Below are 23,789 nucleotides of genomic sequence, written 5' to 3' on the forward strand. Positions count from 1 at the left end.
GCTAGTCCATGGGCTTGCGTTTAGTGCTGGCTGCGGGCAGCGCAATCCGGGGAGGAATTGCCGCCTGGGCGTGCGCCAGCGGTGTCAGGGCCTTAAGCCCTATGGGGGAGGTGTTCCGCAAAGATCAACAGAGTTCGCGCTAAGCAACAAGAGTGCTGTACGTCACTTTCAAAGTCAAGGACGGCATGCACGGCGAACCCTCTTGACGCGCAATGTGTCGTCCAAACCCAAGTGACTCTGGGGGGCTATCAGCGCCGTGTGTAACCCATGTTGGCGCTGACCTTGAGTCCGGCGTCCTTGAGGGTTTCCAGCAGGCCCGGGATCTTCTCGGGGTCGAACCGGAATGCCGGCCCGGAAATGCTGAGGGCACCGATCACGACGCCCTGGTGGTTAAAGACGGGCACGGCCACGGCATTAAGGCCGATCTCGAACTCCTCCCGCACCACCGCGTACCCCTTGGCCGCTACCTCGAGCAGCTGGGCGTCCAGCTCCTTGCGGGAGGTTATCGTGCGGGCGGTGCGGGCAGCCAGGCCCGTCTCCTTCAGGATCCGCTCACGGTCGTCCGCCTCCAGCGCCGCCAGGAGGACCTTGCCGCTGGAGGTAGCGTGCAGCGGGGTCAGGCTTCCTACCCAGTCGTAGGTGGCCAGGGTGGAGGGGCCCATGGCCTGGTCCACATTCACGGCGTAGTTGGAGCGCAGGACAGCCAGGTTAACGGTTTCCTTGAACTCTTCCGCCAGGCTCTCCAGGACGGGCCTTGCCTCGCGGACCAGGCTCAGGCGGCCGGGTATGGAGCTGGCCAGGCGCAGGATTCCAAAACCGAGCTGGTACTTGCCCCGTTCACTGTTCTGATGGACCATCTCGCGGGTGACCAGCGAACCCATCAGCCGGGACACGGTGGACTTGTGGATCCCCATTTCCTCGGCTATTTCGCTCACGCCCGCATGTCCCTCCCGTGCCAGGATCTCCAGGACGGTCAGCGCGCGCTCAACGGACTGGACCCCGCCGGACTGGCCGCCCTCGGCCTCGGTATCGATTTCCGGTTCATTTTTAGGAGCCATACTTCCTGATCCTATGCCGGTTACTGTGATGGCCGTGACATTAGGGCACGGGGGTGGAGCTGCGGAAGCCCGGGATGACCTGCTAGCTGCCGCGGTAGGTGGAGTAGGCGAACGGGCTCAGGAGCAGCGGAACGTGGTAGTGCTCGGGCCCGGTAACCTCGAAAACCAGGTCCACTTCCGGGAAAAACGTCTGCGTCTGCAGGCCCGCATAGTAGGCGCCGGTGGCAAAGTTCAGTTTGTAATGCCCGGGTTCCAGCTGTTCCGGCCCCAGGTCCTTGGCCCGGCCGTCGGCGTCGGTGCTGGAAGTTGCCAGCTCACGCCAGGTGCCGGCGTCGTTCCGTGACAGGACGACGGCGACCCCTGCCGCCGGGCGTCCGGCACCGGTGTCGAGGATGTGGGTTGTCACGTGGGAGACGCTCATTCGCTGATCAGTCCTTCGAGCCGCAGTACGGCGATTTCGCGCAGCTGCTGGGCCACGATCCTGTCTTCTTGCTCAGGGGAGTTGGAGAGCCGCTGGTTCAGGGCCGCCAGGATGTCCTGCGCGCTGCGTCCGGCTGCCCGGATCAGGAACACGCGGCCGAACTTCTCCTCGTAATCCCGGTTCCCGCGCGCCAGCGCCTCCGCGGCATCCGCGTCCGCGGGGTCCACCCCGGCCTGCTCCGAACGGGACATGGACGCCTCGGTGCTGGCCGCCGTCGGGCGTTCCCCGATCCGGGGGTGGTGGGCCATGGCGGCTTCCACCTCGCCGGGAGTGAAGGGGTTGGCTGCCTGCGCAGCGAAATCCAGGAGCTCGTCCCGGCTGGAGAACGGGCGTGCCCCGGCCACCGCCTCCACCCAGCGGCTGATGTCGATGCACGGCCGGAGGGCGGCATGGGCTGCGGCCTGGTCCACGATGTTGAATTCGGCAAGCTTCATGCTGGTCGTAATCCTTGAGGTCATGCTGGCATCCATGGTGACGGCTATGCGGATGCCGGAGTGCCCGGCGCCTGCGCACCTACCGCTGGCTTCCGCATCATGGAACTGTTATTTCAGCATACGTAATATTCAAGAGCAGGCGGGACGGCACTGTCAAGCGGCCAAACGACTTGGCTCAGCAGATCTTGCGTAAATCTTGGCATCTGCTTGCCGTGACGTTGAGGAAGGCCGGTCACACTCGAAGAAACACAGCAGCTTTCCAGGTAACAGGGTACGACGACGATCCGCACGGAAGCTGTACGGCTTGCGGAAGGCGGGGAAGCCAATGGAACACGTTAAGAGGAACGGGATGGACAAAGCCAGGGCGCTGCTTCGCGTCCTCTTCCACTCCCGGAAAGTGCGGTCCGCTGCCAGGGAACTCGAGCATGCGCTGTCCGAATCGAGGGAGGTCTCGAGTTGGCCCGGGGACCGGCTGCAGGTGGGGGAGGACATGTCCAGGCAGGTGGAAAGGCTCACCCACCGGCTCAAGCTGGAGACCGAGGCGCACCACAGGCTTGAGGCCCTTTTAAAGACTGCGGGCGGAGGGCATTCCGTAGCGGCCCTGTAGGTGCCACACTTAGCAGCAATCGATTGGCTGGGGGATAGTCAGGAGATTGCTGTGAGTTTGTTGCTGGGCTGGTCGTACCTGATGGCGGGACTCATGACCATGGACGCGATGCTGCTTGCGTTGTGGGCCATGGAAGTCGATTGGGGCAAGTACTGGCGCCGGAAGTAGCGCCAAAGCTGCGGTGTCACCGGTGGGCTGTAGTTCCGGGCTGCCCGGTCATGCCAGCTGCAGCCGCATCAGCACCCGGGGGAAGCCGTTGAGCACTGAGGTTGTGTCCGCCGCCTTGGTGAAGCCTGCATCCTCGAAAAGCTTGCGGGTTCCCACATAAGCCATGGTGAGGTCTACCTTGTGGCCGCCGTTGTCCACGGGATAGCCCTCGACCACGGGCGCCCCATAGGAGCGGGCCATGGCGACGGCGCCGGCCAGGAGGTGGTGCGAGATCCCCTTGCCCCGGTGACCGGGCCGGACGCGAAGGCACCACACCGACCAGGCGTCCTGCTCATCCACGTGGGGGATCCGCCGGTTCCGGGCAAAACTGGTGTCCGCACGCGGGTGGACGGCGGCCCACCCGACTGGTGCGCCGCCGTCGTACGCCATAACGCCTGGAGGCGGATCCTGGGTGACCAGCTGCCTGACGAGTTCCCCGCGCTCTTCGCCCCGCAGCGCCACGTTCTGTTTCGAGGGTATGCGATAGCTCAGGCACCAGCAGACGGTGGCGTCCGGCCGCTTGGGCCCCACCAGTGTTTTGACGTCCTCGAAGTCCGTGGCCGGACGCACCTCAATGGCCATGCTCCGATCCTAGTAGCCGGTCTGTGTCAGTCGCCCGGGACCCGGCCGATGCTCCACGCGGCAACTTTGCGGACGTCAACCCTGGTGGCCTGCAACGGCACCCTGCCTCCCGCTGAAACCAGTTCGGGACCCAGGAAATGGAGATAAGGCTGGTGCCATTCCGCTGCCGGCTCCCAGGCGTCCAAGGCGGCGGCGATGGCCGGGCTGCCGATCCGGACCTGGTCATTTTGCCGCCGTATCCACGCGTGCTCGGACACGACTGATCCGGAAATGACTGCGCCCTCAACCACGACGGTGAGCTCCACGGTTGCGTCCGGACCAGTCCTGAAGATCGAGGCCAACAACAACAGGAGGCGGGGGTCCGCCCCGGCGTGCAGAATCTCCTCATCCATCCCGTCGGCCATGGTCGTCCCTTTCCCGATGCTAAGCCTTCCTGCCTGACCAGCCTAGTTTCCACCCTGTCGGCCCCCGGAGCACCTCACTACACTGGGACGCATGACCCAGCAGGAACCGGGCAGTGCTGCCGCGGATCCGGACAGCGTCACGGCCTCCGTGCGAACGCCGGCCGAACGCTCCCGCACTTTCGCCGGAATCCTGGTCAACACCGCGCTGGCCAACATCACCACCAGCTACCTGTGGTTCGCGCTCACGTTCTGGCTGTACCTGGAGACGCGCAACGTGATCGCCACCGGGGTGGTGGGCGGCGCCTACATGCTGCTGATTGCCCTGTCCAGCATCAGCTTCGGCACCTTCGTTGACCGTTACCGGAAGCTGGCCGTGATGCGGTTCGCCGCCGCCTTCACCCTGGTCATGTTCGTGCTGTCCGGGGTGATGTTCCTGCTGACCCCTGCCCCGTCCCTTCTCGACCTGGGGCAGCCGTGGTTCTGGATCTTCACCCTGATCATCCTGGTCGGCGCCGTGGTGGAGAACCTGCGGAACATCGCCCTGTCCACCACGGTGACCATCCTCATCGAACCGGAGCGGCGGGCCAATGCCAACGGGCTGGTGGGGATGGTGCAGGGGCTGATGTTCATCGTCACCTCTTTGCTGTCCGGGCTGTCAGTCGGGTTGTTGGGCATGGGGTGGACCATCGCCGTCGCGCTGGTGCTCACAGCGTTGGCCGCGGCGCACCTGCTCGCCCTTCGAATGCCGGAGGAGCTGCACGTGGCGGCATCGGACGCGCACGGGGGATTTGACCTTCGGGGCTCATTTACGGCCGTGCTGGCCATCTCGGGGTTGTTCGCGCTGATCGTGTTTTCCACGTTCAACAACTTCATCGGCGGCGTCTACATGGCACTGATGGATCCGTACGGGCTGGAGATGTTCTCCGTGGAGATGTGGGGTGCTGTCTTTGCGGTTGGATCCACAGGGTTCATCATCGGCGGTGCCCTGATCGGCAAGTTCGGGCTCGGCGCCAACCCTTTGCGGACCCTGCTGATCGCGGTGGCAGCCATGGGGGTGCTCGGCGCGGTCTTCACGCTGCGGGAGTGGGCGTGGCTCTACATCCTGGGGATCTGGCTCTACCTGGTGCTGGTCCCGTTCGTGGAAGCGGCAGAGCAGACCGTCATCCAGCGGGTGGTGCCGCTGGAGCGGCAGGGACGCGTCTTCGGCTTCGCCATGGCCTTCGAATCCGCGGCGGCACCGGTCACGGCGTTCGTCATCGCCCCCATCGCCCAGTTCTGGATCATTCCGTACACGCGGTCCGCGGACGGTGCCGCCGCCCTGGCACCGCTGCTGGGTGAGGGCACCTCGCGCGGCATCGCCCTGGTGTTCCTGGTGGCCGGGATCATCATGATCGCGGCGGCACTGCTGGCCTTCCTGGCCCCGGTCTACCGCCGGGTTTCTGCGTCGTATGCGCAGGTGGCGGCAGAACCTGCGAATTAAACACCGGACGCCCCAGCATTATGTGCCGGGGCGTCCGTGGAAAAGCTGCAGGAAGTGATGGCGGGTCTAGAGTCCCAGGGCTTCCTTGAGGCGTGCGACGTGGCCGTCGGCCTGCACCTGGTACTGGGCCAGGGTGACGTTTCCTTCGGGGTCCACCACAACCGTGGAGCGGACAATGCCCTCGTGGATTTCGCCGTGGACCAGCTTTTCGCCCCAGGCGCCGTAGGCCAGGGCAACCGCGTGGTCGGGGTCGGAGAGCAGCGGGAAGGTGAGCGAGAAGTCGCCGCTGAAGCCGGCCAGGGCTTCCTGGGCGTCGGGGGAGACGCCCACTACCTCGTAGCCCTTGCCCTGCAGGGAGGCCAGGCTGTCGCGGAAGTCGCAGGCTTCGGTGGTGCAGCCGGGGGTTGCGGCCTTCGGGTAGAAGTAGACAATGACGTTCTTGCCGCGGTAATCGGCCAAAGAGGTCTCGCGGCCCTGGGCGTCCCGGAGGGTGAACTCAGGAGCCGGGGTGCCGGGCTGAAGCTTGGTGGTCAGGGTGGGGCTCATGGCGTTCCTTTGTAAGACTCGGTCAGTGATGGCCAAACATCCAGTGAAGCGGGTGGCCGCTTACTCATACAAACCAGCGCGTCATATGCAGTATTCCGCAGGACCCCGAACGGCGGCGTGCGGGCCCGGCACAAACTGGTAGCCGCCGCCGCGGACGGTGGCCACGGCATGGCGGGCATTGCCCAGTTTCTTGCGGATCCTGCCCACATACACGTCGATGGAGCGGGCGGTGGCGCCGGGGAAAGCCAGCGATTCCAGGAACTCCTGCAGTTCCTCGCGGCCTACCGTGCGGGACAGGTGCGTCACCAGGTAGCGCAGCACTTTGTATTCGACGCCGGTCAGCGCCACCGGCCTGCCGTCCAGCAGGACGGAGTCGGCGGCGAGGTCCACGGCGACCCGGCTGACGGGGCCGGCCGACGGCGGCAGGCGTGTGCCGCCGTCGGCCGCGGTTGCGCCGGGGTTCTTCGCCGCGGAAGGAACGCGAGAGGAGTCGGCTGCGGCTCCTTCCGCGCTGGCGGAGACCCCGGACGTGGGGGCTCCGGCGGCAGGCCAATGGACTTCCGCCTCCGGAGCAGTTTCGAGGGCCCGTTGGAGGACCATGTGGGCGGCGTGGCGCAGGAGTTCGGGGCTGGTTCCTTCGGCTGGAACAACCCAAACGGCCAGGCCTCGGGCGGCGGCCTTGTGTGAAACAAATCCTGGCCGCGCCCCCGGATAGTGGGCTTCCACTGCCATGGCGGGCCCTTATACGCCGCCGCGGCGGATCAGCCTGCCCGTGGGGGTCTGGCCGTCCACTACGGCGCCGCGGAGGAAGGTCTTGCGGACAACGCCGGACAGGGCCTTGCCGTCGTACGGGGTGATGGGGTTCTTGTGCTTGAGCTTGGATACGTCCACCACGAACGCCTCGTCCGGGGCGAAGACGGCGAAGTCGGCGTCGTAGCCCAGGGCCAGCTGGCCCTTGTTGGTGAGCCGGGCCAGGTTGGCTGGCCGTTCCGCCATCCAGGACACCACCTGTTCCAGCGGGATGCCGCGGTGGCGGGCTTCGGTCCAGATCAGGGACAGGCCCAGCTGGAGCGAGGAGACCCCGCCCCAGGCCACGGCGAAGTCGCCGTTCTCGAGGTCCTTCAGATCCAGCGTGGAGGGGGAGTGGTCCGAGACGATGCAGTCGATGGTGCCGTCCTGCAGGCCCTGCCACAGCAGTTCCCGGTTGGAGGCTTCGCGGATGGGCGGGCAGCACTTGTAGGCGGTGGCGCCGTCCGGGATTTCCTCCGCCATCAGTGTGAGGTAGTGCGGGCACGTTTCCACGGTGAGCTTCACGCCGTCGCGCTTTGCCGAGGCGATCATGGGCAGGGCGTCCGACGACGACAGGTGCAGGATGTGCGCACGCGCGCCGGTCCAGCGGGCCCGTTCGATGACCTCGGCGATGGCTTTGTTCTCCGCGCCGCGGGGGCGGGAGGCCAGGAAGGTTTGGTAGTGGTCGCCGCCGGGGTGGGGTGCCCGGTCGATGGCGTGCGAGTCCTCGGCGTGGACGATCATGAGCGAGTCGAAGGACTTCAGTTCGGCCATGTCCTCTTCCATCTCGTCCGCGTCCAGGTGCGGGAACTCGTCCACGCCGGAGTGCAGGAGGAAGCACTTGAAGCCGAACACGCCTTCGTCGTGCAGGGGACGCAGGTCTGCCTTGTTGCCCGGGATGGCGCCGCCCCAGAACCCGACGTCGATGAACGCCTGGTCCTCGGCCACTTCGCGCTTGAGCTTGAGGTTTTCAACGGTGGTGGTGGGCGGGACGGAGTTCAGCGGCATGTCGATGATGGTGGTGACGCCGCCGGCCGCGGCAGCGCGGGTGGCGGAGGCGAAGCCCTCCCACTCGGTGCGGCCCGGCTCATTGACATGGACGTGGGTGTCCACCAGGCCCGGGAGCAGGGTTTCATCGTCCGCGAGGTCGATGACTTCGGCGCCGGCGAGACCGTTGCCGAGGGGTTCGATAGCCACGATCTTGCCGTTGCGGACGCCCACCTCGCGGGGTGCAATGCCGGCGGTGGTCAGGATGCGCCGGCCCCGGATGACGAGGTCAAAACGTTCTTCAGACACGGAGGTCCTCCTTGGTACTTGCGGCGGCAGGCCTGTTGGCCGCCAGCCCCGCACTGATCTGGGTGCCCAGCTGCTCCAGCAGCGGCCCTGCCTCTGCTATGCACCTGTTTACATCGGTTTCGAGCGACGTCAAAGGATAAATATCCTCGAACCCGGCAGCCACGGCCTGGTCAGGGTCCAGGGTGGTCCGGCCGCAGACAGCGACGACGGGAACGCCCTGCGCCGCCGCGGCGCGGGCAACACCCATCGGCGTCTTGCCCAGCAGGCTTTGTTCGTCCAGGCTGCCTTCGCCCGTGATCACCAGGTCGGCGCCCTCCAGCCGGTCCGCCAGCCCCGTGAATCCAAGAACGACGTCGATGCCCGGCCGCCGCGTTGCGGCCAGGACGGCGATGGCGGCGTAGCCCACGCCGCCGGCTGCTCCGGCTCCGGGAGCTTCGGCGGCCTTGACGGCGCGGAATCCGATTTCCCTGGCCAGGACTTCGACAAACCTGGCCAGGGCGGCGTCGAGCATGCCGACGTCTTGGTGTGTGGCACCCTTCTGTGGCCCGAACACCGCCGGGGCGCCCTGGGCGCCCAGCAGCGGGTTGTCCACGTCGGATGCCAGCACAAAGCGGGTGTCCACCAGGCGGGGCTCGAAATCCGTGAAGTCGATGCTGTGCAGGTTTGCCAGGGCGGCCCCGCCCGGTGCGATTTCGTTGTTCCTGCTGTCCAGGAACCTGGCGCCAAGGCCCTGAAGGAGCCCCGCGCCGCCGTCGGTATTGGCACTGCCGCCCACCCCGAGCACGATCCTCCGGCAGCCGGCGTCGAGCGCTGCCCGGATGAGCTGGCCCGTGCCAAGGCTGGTGGCCGTGGTGGCATCCGCCGAATCCGGACGGCCGCCAGTCTGGACGCTTGGCACCAGGGCGAGCCCGGACGCCGTCGCCATCTCGATCACGGCTTCGTGGCCCCGGACGGCGAAGTCCGCTTCCACCGGCTGTCCGGTTGGCCCGGCGACCGTTGCCGTGCGGCGGGTGAAGCCGGAGCCGACGGCAGCATCGAGGGTGCCCTCGCCGCCGTCGGCCACCGGAATCCGGATAATATCCAGGTTTCCGCCGGCACCCCGCTGCAGGCCCTTTTCCAGGTGCCTGCACACCTCCGGGGCCGACAGCGAACCCTTGAACTTGTCCGGGGCAATAACCACGCGCATGGTTAGGCCTGCAGGGCCAGGATGGCAGTGGGAGCGTCGGCGGCGGATTCCGCCAGTTCCTCGAACTCGTTCACGGCGTTGATTTCCACACCCATGGAGATGTTGGTGACCTTTTCCAGGATCACTTCCACCACCACGGGAACCTGGAACTCGCCCATCAGGGCCTTGGCCTTGTCGAACGCGGCGGCGAGGTCATTGGGGTCCTCCACGCGGACGGCCTTGCAGCCCAGGCCTTCGGCCACCTTCAGGTGGTCCACGCCGTAGCCGCGGGTGTCCTCGGACAGGTGAGAGCTGTTGATGTTTTCGAATGCCAGGGACACGTTCTGTTCCATGTTGAACCCGCGCTGGGACTGGCGGATCAGGCCCAGGTAGGAGTTGTTCACCACCACGTGGATGTACGGCAGGTTGAACTGCGCGCCCACGGCCAGTTCCTCGATCATGAACTGGAAGTCGTAGTCACCGGAGAGGGCCACCACGGTCTGGTCCGGGTTGGAACGGGCGACGCCGAGCGCGGCCGGGGCGGTCCAGCCCAGCGGCCCTGCCTGGCCGGCGTTGATCCACTTTCGCGGGCCGAACACGTGCAGCATCTGGGCGCCGGCGATCTGCGACAGGCCGATGGTGGACACGTAGGTGGTGTCGCGGCCGAAGGACTTGTTCATCTCCTCGTACACGCGCTGCGGCTTGATGGGGATGTTCTCGAAGTGCGTCTTGCGGTGCAGGGATGCCTTGCGGTCCTGGCATCCGGCAACCCAGGCGCTGTAGTCCGGCAGGGACCCGGCCGCCTTGCGCTCTTTGGCGAGTTCAACCAGCCCTGCCAGCGCCGCGCCGGCGTCGGACGCGATGCCCAGGTCCGGCGAGAACACGCGGCCGATCTGCGTGGGCTCGATGTCGATGTGCACGAACTTGCGGCCTGCCGTGTAGGTTTCCAGGCCGCCGGTGTGGCGGTTGGCCCAGCGGTTGCCGATGCCGATCACGAAGTCGGACTGCAGGTAGTTCTCGTTGCCGTAGCGGTGGGACGTCTGCAGGCCCACCATGCCGGCCATGAGCTGGTGGTCGTCCGGGATGGTGCCCCAGCCCATCAGGGTGGGGATGACCGGCACGTTGAGGGTCTCGGCCAGTTCCACCAGCTGGGCGGAGGCGCCGGCGTTGATGATGCCGCCGCCGGCCACGATCAGCGGGTGCTTGGCGGCGAGGAGCATGTCGAGGGCCTTCTCCAGCTGCTTGCGGGAGGCCTTGGGCTTCTCAACGGGCAGCGGCTCGTAGGTGTCGATGTCGAATTCGATCTCGGCCATCTGCACGTCGATGGGCAGGTCCAGCAGCACCGGGCCCGGGCGGCCGGACCGCATCAGCTGGAAGGCCTTCTGGAAGGCGCCGGGAACCTGGCCGGGCTCCAGGATGGTCATGGCCATCTTGGTGACGGGTTTGGCGATGGACTCGATGTCCACGGCCTGGAAATCTTCCTTGTGGAGCTTGGCTACCGGTGCTTGGCCGGTGATGCAGAGCATGGGGATGGAATCGGCCCAGGCGGCGTACAGGCCGGTGATCATGTCCGTGCCGGCGGGCCCGGAGGTACCGATGCAGATCCCGATGTTGCCGTCCTTGGCGCGGCTGAAGCCATCGGCCATATGGCTGGCGCCTTCAACGTGGCGGGCCAGAGTGTGGCGGATGCCGCCGTGGGCGCGCATTGCGGAGTAGAAGGGGTTGATGGCCGCGCCTGGCAGGCCGAACGCCTCGATGGCGCCTTCCTTTTCCAGGATGGCCACCGCTGCATCAACGGTACGCATCTTGCTCATGGGGTGCTCCTTGTTTTGCCCCTGCGGGGCGAAGTCTGGGTGTTTTTGGGTGTAGTGAGGGAACCGCCGTCGTAATTCACGACGGCGGACTCCCTGCTTAGGTGCTTGTGTCCGCGCTTTTGTCCCGGCTGCGCCGGGAGTGGCTACTTCCTGCCGCTGAGCTGCAGGACCTGCTTGAAGAGTCCGGAGTGGTCCAGTGCGCCGTCGCCCTGGTTGACGGTGGCGGCGACGAGCTGGGCGGCGACGGCGCCGAGGGGGATGGCGACGTTGGCTTCGCGGGCGGCGGCGGTGACAATGCCCAGGTCCTTGTGGTGGAGGGCGAGCCGGAAGCCGGGGTCGAAGTTGCGGTCCAGCATCTTCTGGCCCTTCTGGTCCAGGACCTTGGAGCCGGCCAGGCCGCCACCGAGGACCTTGAGGGCGGCGTCGGTGTCCACGCCGTAGGCCTCAAGGAACGCGATGGCTTCGCCGAGGACCTCGATGTTGACGGCCACGATCAGCTGGTTGGCAGCCTTGACGGTCTGGCCGGAGCCGGACGGGCCGACGTGGACGATGGTCTTGCCGACGGCGTTCAGGACGTCCTGGGCGTCGTCGAAGTCCTGCTTGTCGCCGCCCACCATGATGGACAGGACGGCGTCGATGGCGCCCTGTTCGCCGCCGGAGACCGGGGCGTCGAGGGGGCGGATGCCGGCTTCACGGGCTTCTTCCGAGAGGCGGACCGCGACGTCGGGGCGGATGCTCGAGGCATCGATCCACAGGGCGCCCTTTTTGGCGTTGGCGAAGACGCCGTCCTTGCCGCTGACAACGCCCTCGACGTCGGGGGAGTCCGGCACCATGGTGATGACGACGTCGGCATCCTTGACGGCGTCCGCGATGCTGGAGGCGCCCTTGCCGCCTTCGGAGACCAGCTTGTCGATCTTGTCCTGGCTGCGGTTGAAGCCGGTGACGTTGTGGCCGGCCTTGACCAGGTTGATGGCCATGGGCAGGCCCATGATTCCGAGTCCGATGACTGCAACGTTGCTCATGATGGTTCTCTTCCTGAAAGTCTGTGCGTGGTTCCCCAACTCACTCGCATTTGTTGTCGTTTTGAGGGCTCAAAACGACAACAACTGCGAGCCAGTTGGGCGGGTGGGGATTATTTGGCGGCGTGCTCGCGGATGGCCCAGCTGAAGGCCGTTTCCCCCGGTTCCTTGTACTCGAGGCCGATATAGCCTTCGTAGCCGAGTTCGCGGCTGCGGGCGATCCATTCGCCCAGCGGGAGGGTGCCGGTACCGGGGGCGCCGCGGCCGGGGTTGTCGGCGATCTGGATGTGGCCGAAGTCCTTGGCATGGTTTTCGATGACAGCCTGGACGTCGTCGCCGTTGACTGCCAGGTGGTAGAAGTCGGCGAGGAGTTTGATGTTGCCGACGCCGGCTTCCTCCTTGACGCGGGCGATGGCCTGGAGGGCGTCATTGGCGGTCAGGAGTGGGTACTTGGGTGCGCCGCTCACCGGCTCCAGGAGAACGGTGCCGCCGATGCGCGCCACGCCTTCGGCCGCTGCCGCCAGGTTCTTGATGGCCAGCTCGTCCTGCTCTTCCGGGGTGAAGTCGTCCTGCCGGTTGCCATAGAGGGCGTTGAAGGCCTTGCAACCCAGGCGCCCGCCGATGCCGGCCACGACGTCGATGTTGTCCTTGAACTCGGAGCAGCGTCCCTTCCAGGAGACCAGGCCGCGGTCGCCGCCGGGCATGTTGCCGGCGTTGAAGTTCAGGCCCGTGAGCTGGACGCCTGCTTCCGTGATGGCGTTCTCGAACGTGGTGATTTCGCTGTCCGCCGGGACTGAGGTTTCGAAGGGCCACCAGAACTCGACGGCGTCGAAGCCTGCTGCCTTGGCGGCGGCGGGGCGCTCGAGCAGGGGCAGCTCCGTGAGGAGGATGGAGCAGTTCACTGTGTACGTCATCGTAGGTCCTTCCGGGGGAGGGGCTTTGATCTATCTTCCCTTGGCGGGCGGCTTGCGTCTTTTTCCGCTTTGTGGAATTTAGATTCTGCTTTATGAAAAGTGTAGGGAAGGTGGGGTGGGGTAGTCAAGGGGAGGCCCGGGCAGGAGACTGGTAGCAGGTACGCCCGCTCAACATGAATGGACTGGAGCGATCATGACCGCTGCCCGCCTCCGGCTTCTGGCCTGGCTCGTTGCCTTGGCCGGATTCGTTGCCGGTTGTACGCCCGCGGCAGGCCCCGGGCAGGCTGTTATTGAGCCTCCGGCCGCTTCACCCGCCGCCACCGCAACGGCAACGGCCTCGCCGGCACCTGTTCCTGTCCAGGCGCCGGCCCCCACAACCGCTGCAGCTCCTGCTCCGGTACCCCAGCCTTTCGCCCTCAATCTGTACCGGGAGGGGGACTTTGTTCCGCAGTACACCTTCGACTGGTGCGTGGCGGCGAGCATCCAGATGGCACACAACCTGATTGACGACACCGGCGGTGGCACCTGGGCTGACCGCGCGCAGCAGAACGAACTGTGGGAGATGGCGAGGGCGCGATCGTCCGACTCCTTCAACGGCGCAAATCCCTTCGGGTGGGCGCAGGCGCTGACGGAGGCGGGAATGGGGCCGTACCAGGTGGTCAGCGTCCCGGGTTATGAAGAAGCACTGCGGACGGCGGCCCGTGCCATTGCGGAGACGGGCAGGCCGGTGGGCCTGGTGATGTGGAGTGGCCGCCACGCCTGGGTGATGAGCGGATTCGAGTCGGTGGGCGATCCGCACCAGTTCCCGGATTTTTCAGTCACCGGCATCCATGTCCTCGACCCGCTCTACCCCTACGGCAGTGGCCAGTGGGGCCCGTCGCCGGCACCGAATGCGCTGCTCGCGCCGGAGCAGTTGGCCACACAGTTCGTGGTCCGCGAACCGCGGCGGTGGAGCAGCGGACTGGCCGCCGGCTACCTGCTGGTGCTTCCCACTGCTGCCTAGGGATGGTTAGGTAACCGGCCGGAGCTTCAGGCCTGCCGTTGCTGGGTACCTTCCTTTCGTGCAGCAACGAAAGTCCTTTGCCCATCCGATTGGAGTTCCGGCATGATCGTTCCCAACGTCGCAGATGGCGTCCACCTCATAACCCACGCGAACGTCAACTGCTACGTGATCGAGGACGACCATGGGGTGACCCTGGTGGACGCAGGTCTGCCCAGCATGTGGCTGATGCTGACGCAGCTCCTGGAGGAACGGAACCGGCGCCCCCAGGACGTCAAAGCGCTGGTCCTCACCCACGGCCATTTCGACCATGTCGGCTTCGCACTGCGCGCCCGCCGGCAATGGGGAATCCCCGTGCTGGTCCACGCCGGGGACGCCCGGCTGGCGGCACACCCCTACCGCTACAAGCCCCAGCGCAACCGCTTCCTCTACCCCGTGACCCACCCCAGGTCCCTGCCGCGGCTCGGCAGCATGGCAGCGGCAGGTGCGCTGGCCGTGAAAGGCATCGCCGACACGCAGCCGCTGGGCACCGGAGTGGCGGACGCACTGACCGGCCGTCCCGACGTCGTCCATACTCCCGGCCACACGGACGGGCACTGCATCCTGCACCTGCCGGGCCGCGGTGTCCTCCTGACCGGCGACGCCCTGGTGACGCTGGACCCCTACACCGGGAAGGCGGGCCCGCAGATCGTGGCGTCCGCCGCCACCAAGGACACAGGACAGGCGCTCGCATCGTTGGACGCTATCGCCGCGACGGGGGCCACCATCCTGTTGCCAGGCCATGGCAAACCCTGGAAGAAGGGATCGGAAGCAGCGGTCCGCGAAGCCCGGCGGATCGGCGCGCACTAAGTTTCGTACAACAGAGGTCCCCGGCGCAGCAGTTCAGCAGTGCGCCGGGGACCTCTTGTCAGCGGGAAAGACTAGTGGGTCAGGTCCTTGCCCTTCGTCTCGGGAATCGTGAACACGAACGCCGCGCTGACCACCAGCAGCAGCACTGCGTACACGTTGAAGACCTGCGGCGCCCCGAGGGAAGAGCCCAGCCACTGCTGCAGGTAGGGGGCGGTGCCGCCGAACACGGCCACGCAGATGGAGTAGGGGACGCCCACGCCGACGGTGCGGATCGAGGTGGGGAACAGTTCGGCATACACAGCCGGCACGATGGCGGCGCTCGCGGCCACGAAGACCAGCATCACGGACATGCTGACGGCCAGTTGCCAGGCGGAGTCCTTCAGCAGCCAGGTCATGGGGAAGTGCAGCACTGCCGAACCGATGGCACCGGCCCAGAGCACCTTCTTGCGGCCGATCCGGTCGGACAGCTTGCCCCAGACCGGCAGTGCAGCGATGAAGACGATGTTCGCGATCACGCCTGCCCACAGCGCCTCGCCGCGGTCGATCTTCAGGGCGGTGGTGGCGTAGCTTGGTGCCACCACACCCCAGATGTAGTAGATCACGGTCAGGCCCACGGTCAGCCCGATCACCTGCATGGCCTGCTTGCGGTACTGGACGATCTGTGGCCAGATCGGGGCCCGCTTGGCGGTGACGGCCTCGTCCTGGAACGCCTCGGTTTCATGCAGGCGCGAGCGCATGATCAGCGCGTACAGGCCCATGGCTGCCCCGATCAGGAACGGGATGCGCCAGCCCCACGCGTTCATCGCCTCCGTGCTCAGCGCCATGTTCAGGACGGCGCCCAGCAGCGTGCCGAACAGGATGCCCACGGTGCCAGAGGTGTAGATCAAGGTGGCCCAGAAGCCGCGGTGCTCCTTGGGTGCCATCTCGGAGAGGTACGTTTGCGACGACGGCAGCTCGCCGCCATGCGCCAGCCCCTGCACCAGCCGGGCCACCAACAGCATCAGGGACGCGAACGCGCCGACGCTGGCGAACGTGGGGGCGATGCCGATCATCAGGCTGCCCAGCGAGGCAAGGCCGACGGCGAAGGTCATCGACGTCTTCCGGCCCACCCTGTCGCCGATCCAGCCGAAGAGGAAGCCGCCGAAGGGCCGCGCCACGAAGCCGACGGCGAAGATCGCCAAGGTGGACAGCACCGCCGACGCCGGGTCCGCCTTGCTGAACAGCTGGCTGGCGATGAAGGGGGTGAACGTGGCGTAGATGGCCCAGTCGTACCACTCAACGGCGTTGCCGATGCCGGTGCCGATGATGGTCTTGGCCGTGGACATGCGTCCAGTGTGGGGCTTGCTTACTGCAACGGACATGGATTTCTTCCTGGTCGGTTGGTCTGTGGGAAGGGCAGCGGCGCTGCTGCCGGTTAGGGGAGAGGGGCCCTTAGACGGCCCGTGACAGCGCGGCCAGCCGCGAGATGGCCAGTTCCGCGTAGAGTGCGGCCCCGTCCGCCAACACGGCGTCGTCGAATGTTGCGTACGGCGAGTGGTTGAACGGCGAGTCGGCGTGGTCGGCGCCGGGTGCGACGGCGCTGAGCCCCACGAAAGTGCCGGGCACCTCGGCCAGTACACGGGAGAAGTCCTCGGAGCCGCTGAGCGGGGTGGCCCAGCGCGAGAGGCGGCGCTCGCCGAAAAGCTCGGTGATCACTTTCTCCGCGGTATGTGTTTCATCCTCGCTGGTGATGGTGAGGGGGTACTCCTGCAGGTAGTCCACGTCGACCTCCACGCCGTGCGCGGCAGCGATCCCCTTGAGCAGGCGGGGCACGGCCTCCATCATCTTCAGGCGTGACGCTTCGGAAAACGTCCGGATGGTTGCCTCGATGCGGGCCGACTCCGGGATGATGTTCCGCTTGGTCCCGGCGTGCAGCACGCCCACCGACAGGACCACGGGATCGAACATGTTGAACTGCCGGGTGACCATCACCTGCAGGGCCGTCACCATCTCTGCGGCCACAGTGACGGGATCCTTCGCGGAGTGCGGTGCCGAACCATGGCCGCCGGCGCCGAGCACGGTGACTTCCAGCCCGTCCGAGGCGCTGAGCATGACGCCGGGCTTGGTGCAGAAGGTGCCGTGCGGCTCCAGTGAGGAGAACACGTGCATGCCATAGGCTGCCTGGACACGCGGGCCGGCGGCGTCCAGGACGCCTTCCCGGAGCATGTAACTGGCACCATCACAGCCCTCCTCGCCAGGCTGGAACATAAGGACGACGTCGCCCTGGAGTTGGTGCCTCTTCTCAGCCAGGAGGGTGGCAGCTCCGGCGAGCATGGACGTGTGCAGGTCGTGGCCGCAGGCGTGCATGGCGCCGTCAGCCTGCGACGTGAAATGGACACCCGTCTTCTCCTGGACGGGCAACCCATCCATGTCGGCGCGGAGCAGGACGGCGGGGCGCTGGCCGGCATTCCGGTGGCCGCCACGCAGGACCGCGGTGACCGACGTCGTCTCTTTGCCCAGGGTGATCTCGAAGGGGAGTCCGTCCAGCGCCTCAAGGACCTTATCCTGGGTCCGCGGGAGGTGGAGGCCGATCTCAGGCTGCCGGTGGAGGTCATGGCGCAGGCGGACCAAATCATCCTGCAGGTCCTTGGCGTCCTCGGTAATGGGCACGTGTCACTCCTTGTCATGGGCATCAGGGCTTGGGGACTATTCTGAAGTGGCGCGGTTCACATTCGTGAAAAGGGCTGGAATTATCCTGTAACTGCCCGAAGACGGCACGATTCATGCATTACGAAGGGAGGCGTTGATGGAGCTCAGCGAGGATGATCTTGCCCTGATTCAGGTCCTGCAGGCCTCGCCGAGGCTTGGCTGGGCTGATGCCGCCAAAGTATTGGACGTGCACGCGACCAGCCTCGCGGCCCGCTGGGACCGGCTGGCCTCGCACGGCGCCGCGTGGGTGACCGCGCACCTGGCGGGCGACCCCAGGCAGATGCTCCTCGCCTACGTGGCCGTCGACTGCGAGATGAACCGGCGGGACAGCGTCACGGCGCAATTGGCCGCTGTGCCGGAGATCGTTACCGTGGAGGAAGCGGCGAGCAACCGGGACCTGATGCTGACGGTCATTACCCGCTCGCTCGAGGAATTCAGCGAGCGGGTGGTTTCACGCCTGAAAACCATTGACGGGCTGACCAAATACCAGGTGGCCCTGTGCACCCGGCTGCACAGCAGTGGCGACGACTGGCGGCTGAATGTCCTCAGCCGTTCGCAGCTGGCCACGCTGCGGACGCTGGTACCGTCGACAGGCCCGGAGGCAGCGCAGGTGGCCGGACAGCTTCCGCAGAGCCATCTTGACCTGCTGCCGTTCCTGGCGAGGGATGGCCGTGCCACAGCAGCCGGGATTGCCCGCGCCCTTGGCCGCCATCCCGCCACCGTGCAGCGCCAGCTGAACCGTGTGCTGGCCAGCGGCATCCTGTCCTTCCGCTGCGAAATCGCCCAGCGCTATTCCTCGTTTCCGGTGACCTGCCAATGGTTCGTGAACGTCCCGGCGGGCCAGCACGAGGCAGCTGCCGCAGAGATCCGCGCTATCAGCAACGTGCGGCTGAGCGCCTCCACCACCGGACCTACCAACTTCGTGATCATCATGTGGCTGCACACGCTGGCGGACGTCATGTCCGCCGAGCTGGCGCTGCAGCAAAAGGTGCCCGGCATCGAAATTGTCGAGAGCGCGGTGATGCTGCGGACGGTCAAGCGGGTGGGCTGGATGTTGAAGGAAGATACGACGGCGAGTGGCGCCGTCGTGCATGCAGGAACCTTGGGCGCCGCAGACTGAGCGTGGTGGACGATGGTGGGCCGCCACGGGGTGTGGTGATTGTTTGGGGTCGTACGTTGTCGGCTCGGGAAGGGCCAGAGTGGGGAGCCAGAGGCCTGCGCCCTTGGCTCCCCGCTAAAGGGAGGAAGAGGCTCACTTCCCGCCGCTGTGCACTTCCACTACGGCGCTCTTCTCCCATGCGGTCCAGTCGGACCAGTGTCCGTTGTGGTTCTCAACTCGGAATGAGACGAGGTGGTAGACCTCTTCTGCACCCCTGCGGTCAAGGTTGGGCACATGGTCAATGCTGGAAATGGTCCTTGCGCCGTCGTGGCGATCAAACTGCTCAGTGAACACAGTTCTGCCGAGGAAGTCGTCGCTGCGGCGTGGACCGCGGTCGTCTTCATAGCGCAGTTGGCGGATCTGGACGGTCTTCCCGCCGTCGCAATCCACCTTGATCCTGAAATCGACCTTGTTGCCGCGGAGATCCTTCGGGTCCTTGGGATCGACGGTACAGCCGTTGCGGCTTGTTTCCGCGTTGGCCGGTGCAGCCATCGCCAGTAAACCCCCGAACAGACCCAGCGAAAGGACCGGAACCATGACCAACCTTGCCCCGGTTGGCCTCTTAATTCGAGTGTTGGACATTTCCTGTTGCTCCTCAAAGGATGCGATTTACCTTTGCGGGCAGCCCTAAGCCGCCAAAATTGAGCATGTTTTAGTAACCATTGTGGTGGCAGCAGCCTGCCCGTCCCATTTCAAACAGCACGCCCCGCAGTGCGGGTGGCGTGGACTCCGGATCCTTCCGTTCACTGGAATCCGGTATTAAAAATATCCTCCGCTGCGTGCGGGCGCGCTAGGGGGAACAGCACCCTAGTTACCAGCTTTATTCAGGACTTGGCCTGAGCTGTGCAGTTGGGTGAGCTGCGCAGTTGGGCGAGCGTTGCGCCGGCGCTGGTCGGCTTTACTCCTTTCCGGCCTCCGCCGCACACTGCAAACTGTCCCTATGACCTTTGCGAATGTGGGAATGCTCGGAACCAAGCCCGGCCAGCGCGACGCCCTGGTGGCTATCCTGCTCCGGCCGAAACCAGGGATGAAGGAAACCGGGTGCCTGCTGTATGAGGTGGGAGTCAACGCCGACATGCCGGATACCGTTTTCGTCTCGGAACTATGGGAATCCGCTGAAGCCCACCAGGCGTCCCTGCAGTTGGACAGCACGCGGGCCGCGATCGCCGAGGCGATGCCGCTGCTGTCCGGTGAAATGGGAGGCCACCGGTTCACGGTGCTGGGGTCGCCGCTGCGGTGAGCTGCGGGCAGAGGGGACGGACGTACCTCTTCCCAAGACAGGTATTTGGCGCTGAGTGGATTGCGGTAATCGGGGTAAGGGAGGACACATGAAACCGTTGCCCGCACTTGAGCTTGTCACCCGCCTCGAGGATGCCGAGTGGCTTGACCCACTGGCCAAGAGCGTCCGGAAAGTCGTCCTGAAGGTCATCAAGCCCCGGTGGGCCCGTGATGTCCTCCATGGTGTCCCCATTGGCCATCCGGTTCATCCCCTTGCAGTCCAGGTGCCCATCGGCGCCTGGCTCTCCGCAGGCGTGCTCGATGCAGTCCCCGGCGGAGAAAAAGCTGCCCGGCTGCTGATCGGCGTGGGCACCGCCAGCGTGATTCCGTCCGCCCTGGCCGGGTTCACTGATTGGTCCCAACTGCATCCGCAGCAGCAGAGGGTGGGCTTGGTGCACGCCGCGGCCAACGTCACCGCCACTGGCCTTTACTTTGCGTCGCTTGTGCAGCGGGCAACTGGCAGCCACGGAAGCGGCAAGGTGCTTGCCTATCTTGGACTTGCCACCGTAAGCGCCGGCGGCTTCCTTGGCGGCCACCTGTCCTACCGCCAGGCCGCAGGCGTAAACCACAGCGAGGAAATCCCCCACCGCTTCCCGTCCGGCTGGCACCCGCTGGCACCGCTCGCGGAGCTGCCCGAAGGCGGGCTGCACAAGCGCGAAGTCGCCGGTATCCCGCTGCTGGTACACCGCGAAGGCGGGGCTGTTAACGTCCTGTCCGACGTCTGCAGCCACCTTTCCGGACCGCTTCACGAAGGCAAGATCAAGGACGACGGCGGTGACCCGTGCGTCGTCTGTCCATGGCACCGCAGCACATTCTCATTGCGTACCGGAGAAGTGAAGGCCGGCCCCGCAACTTCCCGGCAGCCGCTTTTCGAGACGCGCGTGAGCGGTGAACTCGTGGAGGTTTGCCTGCCTGGAGCGGACGGTTAGAAAGGCCGTTCGGCCCTACTGGGTAGGGAAGCGCGGCGGAAAACTGGGTGCATGGCGAGGTCCAGGGGAATCCAGGCGAGGTGAGTGCAGGCGCGGTGAGCGATCTTCGCGAGGACATCGCAGTCCTCTACAAGGGGCGGAAGGGATCCGTCGATTTCGTTGACGTTCCTCCGCTGCTCTTCGCCATGGTCCGGGGCCAGGGGGACCCCGACGGGCCCGCATTCGCGGATGCAGTTCAGGCGCTCTTTACCGTCAGCTACGCCGCGCACTTCGGGCTCAAGAAGCATGCTGGTTTGATCACGAAGGTAATGCCGCTGGAAGCACTGTGGTGGTTCGCCGGGCCTGGGCAAGCTGATCCCGGGGAGGCCATAACAGCAGGCTTCGTCGGGCTCTTAGGAGTCGACCGGGAATCATGGCGGTGGCAGGCCATGATGGTTCAACCCGAACCAATCGACGAAGCCCTGCTGGAGGGGGCCCGAGAGGAGTCCCGGGCCAAGGAACTTCCCGCACTGGACCTGCTCCAGTTCGAGCGCTGGGAAGAGGGCCGCTGCGCCCAAACGCTCCATGTTGGTCCTTACGCTGACGAAGGTGCCACAATCGCCAGTCTCGACGCCGCGGTCGTGGAGGCCGGGCTGAAGGTCCACGGCAGGCACCACGAAATTTACCTCGGCGACCCCCGCCGCAGCTCACCTGACAAGCTGCGCACGCTCATTCGCCACCCTGTGGTGTGAAAGACCGATGACGCGCGTTACCGAACCGCGGGAGATTGCTTCCGGCGTGCTCATGATGACCTCCGGTGCAGGTCCGATGGCCGCAAACCTCTACCTTGTGCGCTCGGGTACCACCTGGGCGATGGTGGACTGTGGCTGGGCCGGCAGCGCGGAGCCGGTCCGGCGCGCTGTGGAGCAGGAGTTGGGGAATGGCATCACGCCTGATGCCATCCTTTTGACGCACATCCATCCGGACCACTCCGGCGCTGCCGGTGCCCTGGCCCGGAGGTGGGAGGTGCCGGTGTACGTCCACCAAGCAGAGCTACCCATGGCCGCCGGGAAATACATCCCCGAGTTTTCCATGCCGCTGGACCGCTGGATCATCGCACCGCTCCTGTGGTCGTTGCCCGCCCGCGCCCGCCGCAGGATCGAGGCGTCCGGTGACATTACGGACGTGGCCCAAAGCCTGCCCGGCGATGGAGGAATACCAGGGCTGCCCGGGTGGGCGGCCATCCCCACGCCCGGCCACACTCCCGGACATGTTGCCTATTGGCGCGCCGGCGATGGCGTCCTGCTCACCGGGGATGCGGTGGTGACGGTGGGTTTGAATTCCATCCGCGGCATCGTCTCAGGCGTACCGGACCTGTCCGGGCCGCCCAGGTACACCACCTGGAACTGGGAGCAATCCTTGGACTCCATCACACGCCTCGCAGGACTGGGTCCCCGGTTGCTGGCACCGGGCCATGGGCAGCCGCTTGCTCTTGGGGCCGTTCCGCGGCTGCGGGCTCTGACAATGAAGGAGCGCACGCAACGGATGAAGTTGCGTGGCCGCGCTGCGGGATCCCCCGAGGCTGCGTAGCCGGCCCGTTGGCAGTCCGGGACGTGCCAAGGGAAGCACCAGGCCAGCTTTCCGCGGGCCAGTGGGTTGGTTCGGGGTCGGGGTGTTCGGGTTTGTAGTGGCGTCCGGTGGGTGAGGTCCAGCCGGGTGGATTGTTCTCGGTTGCTGGATCGGGTGTCCATCTGCTGTGGTGTTTGAGTAGATGGTGTTTGGGGCAGAGCTGGGCCAGGTTGGTGACGTTGGTGGTGCCGCCGTGTTCCCAGGGGGTGAGGTGGTCGGTTTCGTTGTCGCTGGTCTTGTTGTTGCAGCCGGGGAAGGTGCATTTGCCATCGCGCATCCTGATCCAGCGTTTGATGGCCTCGGTGAGCCGGTAGTTTTTGCGGCCGATTTCCAGTGGTGCCCCGTCGCGCGGGTCGACCAGGACCCGGTAGAACGACTCCGCCCCGTCCGCGACGAGTTTCCGCGCCATCGATGCCGGGATCGGCCCGAAACCATCCAGGACTGCGGGTTCGTCGGTGAGGTCGAGGAGCGCGAACACCGGCACGGTGACCAGGACATCGGCCCGCGGGGCAGGGACCTTCCCGATCTCGGTGACTCCCTGCGGGCCATGAACGCCGGGACCGTCTTCCTCGGCGTGGGCGGCGGTGTCCCCGGTTCCGGGCTTCATGCCGGCTCCGAGGAGCAGGGATGCGGCGATGTCGGGGCGGAGTTGGGTAAGGGTGCGCTCTTCGTTGGGGCCTTGGAGGCCGCGGGCGGCAGCGGTGGTGCGGTTCCAGATGGCGCACGCGGTGTCCCCGGGAAGGTAGAGCGAAACCCAAGCCATGCCATCCCGGTCCGGGGCGTACTCCATCCGCCGGTCGGCGACCCCTTTGGCGTGTCGTTTCTCGATCGATTCGGGGTGGTGGCGTTCCCGCCAGGCGCGGACCTTGGCCCGGAACCGGGACGGGACGAGTTCCCCCGGTGCGGCACCCCGGGCGGCGTTGGGTGCGTCAGGGTCGAAGAAATGCGCTACCAAAGACGCTGCACCCTCAGGGGTGAGGCCTTCGGTCTCATCGGCCACGATCCGGGCGTGTTGCCAGGACATCGCGCCCGCGGACAGCGCCTCGAACACCAGCGGCAGCGAACAGATCCGGCGGGACTGGTCCACCAACGCGCCCGCGGCCGCGGAACTGATGGTCATGACCCCGGCGGTCTCCTCCACCACCGACATCTCCGCGTACGTGCGGTCCTGGACGGAGGCGCCCGGCGGAGTCATCGCCCGCTGGAATTCGATGGCTTCAGCGGCGTCCCGTGCCTTCACCGCTGCCAGTTGCGCTTCCAGGCGGGACGCGGCTTCCAGGCGTTCCAGCCGGATCTCGTACCGGCGCTGCAACACATCCACGCCGGCACCAACATGAGCCCCGGAAGCCAGGAAAGCGTCCTCTTTCTCCAGGGCGTCCAGGGCAGCAGCAGAGGCAAGGACACCCTCCAAAGCCACCCCAGCACCACCGCCGATTCCCATAAGAACATCATCCAACGGGGGTCCGACATTCAAAGGCGCAC

24 protein-coding genes and 1 pseudogene are annotated in these 23,789 nt (G+C 66.0%); 9 read left to right on the forward strand and 16 right to left on the reverse strand.

Annotated features, from left to right (window positions below; translation table 11 throughout):
• Window positions 1-248: 248 nt before the first annotated feature.
• The 3 genes from ACR65J_RS06405 to uraD form a co-directional block, all read right to left on the reverse strand.
• A complete protein-coding gene (locus ACR65J_RS06405) occupies window positions 249-1,058 on the reverse strand; it encodes an IclR family transcriptional regulator (protein ID WP_440167116.1) in 810 nt (269 codons plus the stop codon).
• Window positions 1,059-1,140: 82 nt separating this feature from the next.
• A complete protein-coding gene (gene uraH, locus ACR65J_RS06410; protein WP_214943066.1) occupies window positions 1,141-1,479 on the reverse strand; it encodes a hydroxyisourate hydrolase in 339 nt (112 codons plus the stop codon).
• Window positions 1,476-1,973 (reverse strand): 2-oxo-4-hydroxy-4-carboxy-5-ureidoimidazoline decarboxylase, encoded by a 498-nt coding sequence (gene uraD / locus ACR65J_RS06415; protein WP_440167118.1) that lies wholly within the window; start codon window positions 1,971-1,973, stop codon window positions 1,476-1,478. The genes uraH and uraD overlap by 4 nt, the downstream gene beginning before the upstream one ends.
• 325 nt (window positions 1,974-2,298) lie before the next feature.
• Here uraD and ACR65J_RS06420 point away from each other — a divergent pair, with 325 nt between their 5' ends.
• Window positions 2,299-2,580, forward strand: a complete 282-nt coding sequence (locus ACR65J_RS06420; protein WP_440167122.1) for a hypothetical protein — start codon at window positions 2,299-2,301, stop codon at window positions 2,578-2,580.
• A 216-nt stretch (window positions 2,581-2,796) separates the two neighbouring features.
• Here the strand turns inward: ACR65J_RS06420 and ACR65J_RS06425 are convergent, their stop codons facing one another.
• Both ACR65J_RS06425 and ACR65J_RS06430 read right to left on the reverse strand, forming a co-directional pair.
• The gene (locus ACR65J_RS06425; RefSeq protein WP_440167124.1) at window positions 2,797-3,369 is read right to left on the reverse strand and encodes a GNAT family N-acetyltransferase; all 573 of its coding nucleotides are present in this window, start codon (window positions 3,367-3,369) and stop codon (window positions 2,797-2,799) included.
• A gap of 26 nt (window positions 3,370-3,395) precedes the next feature.
• Window positions 3,396-3,773 carry a hypothetical protein gene (locus ACR65J_RS06430; protein WP_440167126.1) on the reverse strand — a complete coding sequence of 126 codons (378 nt, stop codon included), beginning with the start codon at window positions 3,771-3,773 and terminating at the stop codon, window positions 3,396-3,398.
• Window positions 3,774-3,864: 91 nt separating this feature from the next.
• Between ACR65J_RS06430 and ACR65J_RS06435 the strand changes: the two genes are divergently transcribed.
• Window positions 3,865-5,253 (forward strand): MFS transporter, encoded by a 1,389-nt coding sequence (locus ACR65J_RS06435; protein ID WP_440167129.1) that lies wholly within the window; start codon window positions 3,865-3,867, stop codon window positions 5,251-5,253.
• A 66-nt stretch (window positions 5,254-5,319) separates the two neighbouring features.
• Here the strand turns inward: ACR65J_RS06435 and bcp are convergent, their stop codons facing one another.
• The 7 genes from bcp to ACR65J_RS06470 all read right to left on the reverse strand — a co-directional run bounded on the left by bcp (window position 5,320) and on the right by ACR65J_RS06470 (window position 12,796).
• Window positions 5,320-5,799 carry a thioredoxin-dependent thiol peroxidase gene (gene bcp, locus ACR65J_RS06440; protein WP_440167131.1) on the reverse strand — a complete coding sequence of 160 codons (480 nt, stop codon included), beginning with the start codon at window positions 5,797-5,799 and terminating at the stop codon, window positions 5,320-5,322.
• Window positions 5,800-5,880: 81 nt separating this feature from the next.
• Complete coding sequence (locus ACR65J_RS06445; protein WP_440167133.1) at window positions 5,881-6,531, reverse strand: winged helix-turn-helix transcriptional regulator; 651 nt, start codon at window positions 6,529-6,531, stop codon at window positions 5,881-5,883.
• Between the two features lie 9 nt (window positions 6,532-6,540).
• A complete protein-coding gene (gene allB, locus ACR65J_RS06450; protein ID WP_440167134.1) occupies window positions 6,541-7,884 on the reverse strand; it encodes an allantoinase AllB in 1,344 nt (447 codons plus the stop codon).
• A complete protein-coding gene (locus ACR65J_RS06455) occupies window positions 7,877-9,070 on the reverse strand; it encodes a glycerate kinase (protein WP_440167135.1) in 1,194 nt (397 codons plus the stop codon). Before ACR65J_RS06455 ends, allB begins: the two co-directional genes overlap by 8 nt.
• 2 nt (window positions 9,071-9,072) lie before the next feature.
• Window positions 9,073-10,863, reverse strand: coding sequence for a glyoxylate carboligase (gene gcl, locus ACR65J_RS06460; protein ID WP_440167137.1), 1,791 nt, complete (start codon window positions 10,861-10,863; stop codon window positions 9,073-9,075).
• Between the two features lie 143 nt (window positions 10,864-11,006).
• A complete protein-coding gene (locus ACR65J_RS06465) occupies window positions 11,007-11,924 on the reverse strand; it encodes a 2-hydroxy-3-oxopropionate reductase (RefSeq protein ID WP_440167139.1) in 918 nt (305 codons plus the stop codon).
• A 71-nt stretch (window positions 11,925-11,995) separates the two neighbouring features.
• Complete coding sequence (locus ACR65J_RS06470) at window positions 11,996-12,796, reverse strand: hydroxypyruvate isomerase family protein (protein ID WP_440167140.1); 801 nt, start codon at window positions 12,794-12,796, stop codon at window positions 11,996-11,998.
• Between the two features lie 193 nt (window positions 12,797-12,989).
• On the opposite strand from ACR65J_RS06470, the gene ACR65J_RS06475 reads away from it, so the two are divergent.
• Together ACR65J_RS06475 and ACR65J_RS06480 are read left to right on the forward strand one after the other, a co-directional pair.
• Window positions 12,990-13,799, forward strand: coding sequence for a hypothetical protein (locus ACR65J_RS06475; RefSeq protein ID WP_440167142.1), 810 nt, complete (start codon window positions 12,990-12,992; stop codon window positions 13,797-13,799).
• Between the two features lie 102 nt (window positions 13,800-13,901).
• Window positions 13,902-14,645, forward strand: a complete 744-nt coding sequence (locus ACR65J_RS06480) for an MBL fold metallo-hydrolase (RefSeq protein WP_440167143.1) — start codon at window positions 13,902-13,904, stop codon at window positions 14,643-14,645.
• 71 nt (window positions 14,646-14,716) lie between these two features.
• Here the strand turns inward: ACR65J_RS06480 and ACR65J_RS06485 are convergent, their stop codons facing one another.
• Together ACR65J_RS06485 and ACR65J_RS06490 are read right to left on the reverse strand one after the other, a co-directional pair.
• Entirely contained in the window at window positions 14,717-16,006 is a 1,290-nt protein-coding gene (locus tag ACR65J_RS06485; protein ID WP_440167145.1) for an MFS transporter, read from the reverse strand.
• Between the two features lie 70 nt (window positions 16,007-16,076).
• On the reverse strand, window positions 16,077-17,294 hold the full coding sequence (locus ACR65J_RS06490) for a M20 metallopeptidase family protein (protein WP_440167146.1): 1,218 nt from the start codon (window positions 17,292-17,294) through the stop codon (window positions 16,077-16,079).
• A 136-nt stretch (window positions 17,295-17,430) separates the two neighbouring features.
• On the opposite strand from ACR65J_RS06490, the gene ACR65J_RS06495 reads away from it, so the two are divergent.
• The gene (locus tag ACR65J_RS06495; RefSeq protein WP_440167147.1) at window positions 17,431-18,453 is read left to right on the forward strand and encodes an Lrp/AsnC family transcriptional regulator; all 1,023 of its coding nucleotides are present in this window, start codon (window positions 17,431-17,433) and stop codon (window positions 18,451-18,453) included.
• Window positions 18,454-18,585: 132 nt separating this feature from the next.
• Here ACR65J_RS06495 and ACR65J_RS06500 read toward each other — a convergent pair whose 3' ends face one another.
• On the reverse strand, window positions 18,586-19,029 hold the full coding sequence (locus ACR65J_RS06500; RefSeq protein ID WP_440167149.1) for a hypothetical protein: 444 nt from the start codon (window positions 19,027-19,029) through the stop codon (window positions 18,586-18,588).
• Between the two features lie 403 nt (window positions 19,030-19,432).
• Between ACR65J_RS06500 and ACR65J_RS06505 the strand changes: the two genes are divergently transcribed.
• The 4 genes and pseudogenes from ACR65J_RS06505 to ACR65J_RS06520 form a co-directional block, all read left to right on the forward strand.
• A complete protein-coding gene (locus ACR65J_RS06505; protein WP_440167150.1) occupies window positions 19,433-19,732 on the forward strand; it encodes a putative quinol monooxygenase in 300 nt (99 codons plus the stop codon).
• An 88-nt stretch (window positions 19,733-19,820) separates the two neighbouring features.
• The gene (locus ACR65J_RS06510) at window positions 19,821-20,699 is read left to right on the forward strand and encodes a Rieske (2Fe-2S) protein (protein ID WP_440167152.1); all 879 of its coding nucleotides are present in this window, start codon (window positions 19,821-19,823) and stop codon (window positions 20,697-20,699) included.
• A 95-nt stretch (window positions 20,700-20,794) separates the two neighbouring features.
• Window positions 20,795-21,430, forward strand: a complete 636-nt coding sequence (locus ACR65J_RS06515) for a GyrI-like domain-containing protein (protein ID WP_440167154.1) — start codon at window positions 20,795-20,797, stop codon at window positions 21,428-21,430.
• 121 nt (window positions 21,431-21,551) lie between these two features.
• Window positions 21,552-22,094: pseudogene (locus ACR65J_RS06520) on the forward strand (MBL fold metallo-hydrolase); the annotation flags it as partial.
• A gap of 13 nt (window positions 22,095-22,107) precedes the next feature.
• Here the strand turns inward: ACR65J_RS06520 and ACR65J_RS06525 are convergent.
• On the reverse strand, window positions 22,108-23,748 hold the full coding sequence (locus ACR65J_RS06525) for an HNH endonuclease signature motif containing protein (protein WP_440167155.1): 1,641 nt from the start codon (window positions 23,746-23,748) through the stop codon (window positions 22,108-22,110).
• Window positions 23,749-23,789 lie beyond the last annotated feature (41 nt).

It is taken from the genome of Arthrobacter sp. SAFR-044 (assembly GCF_059414985.1).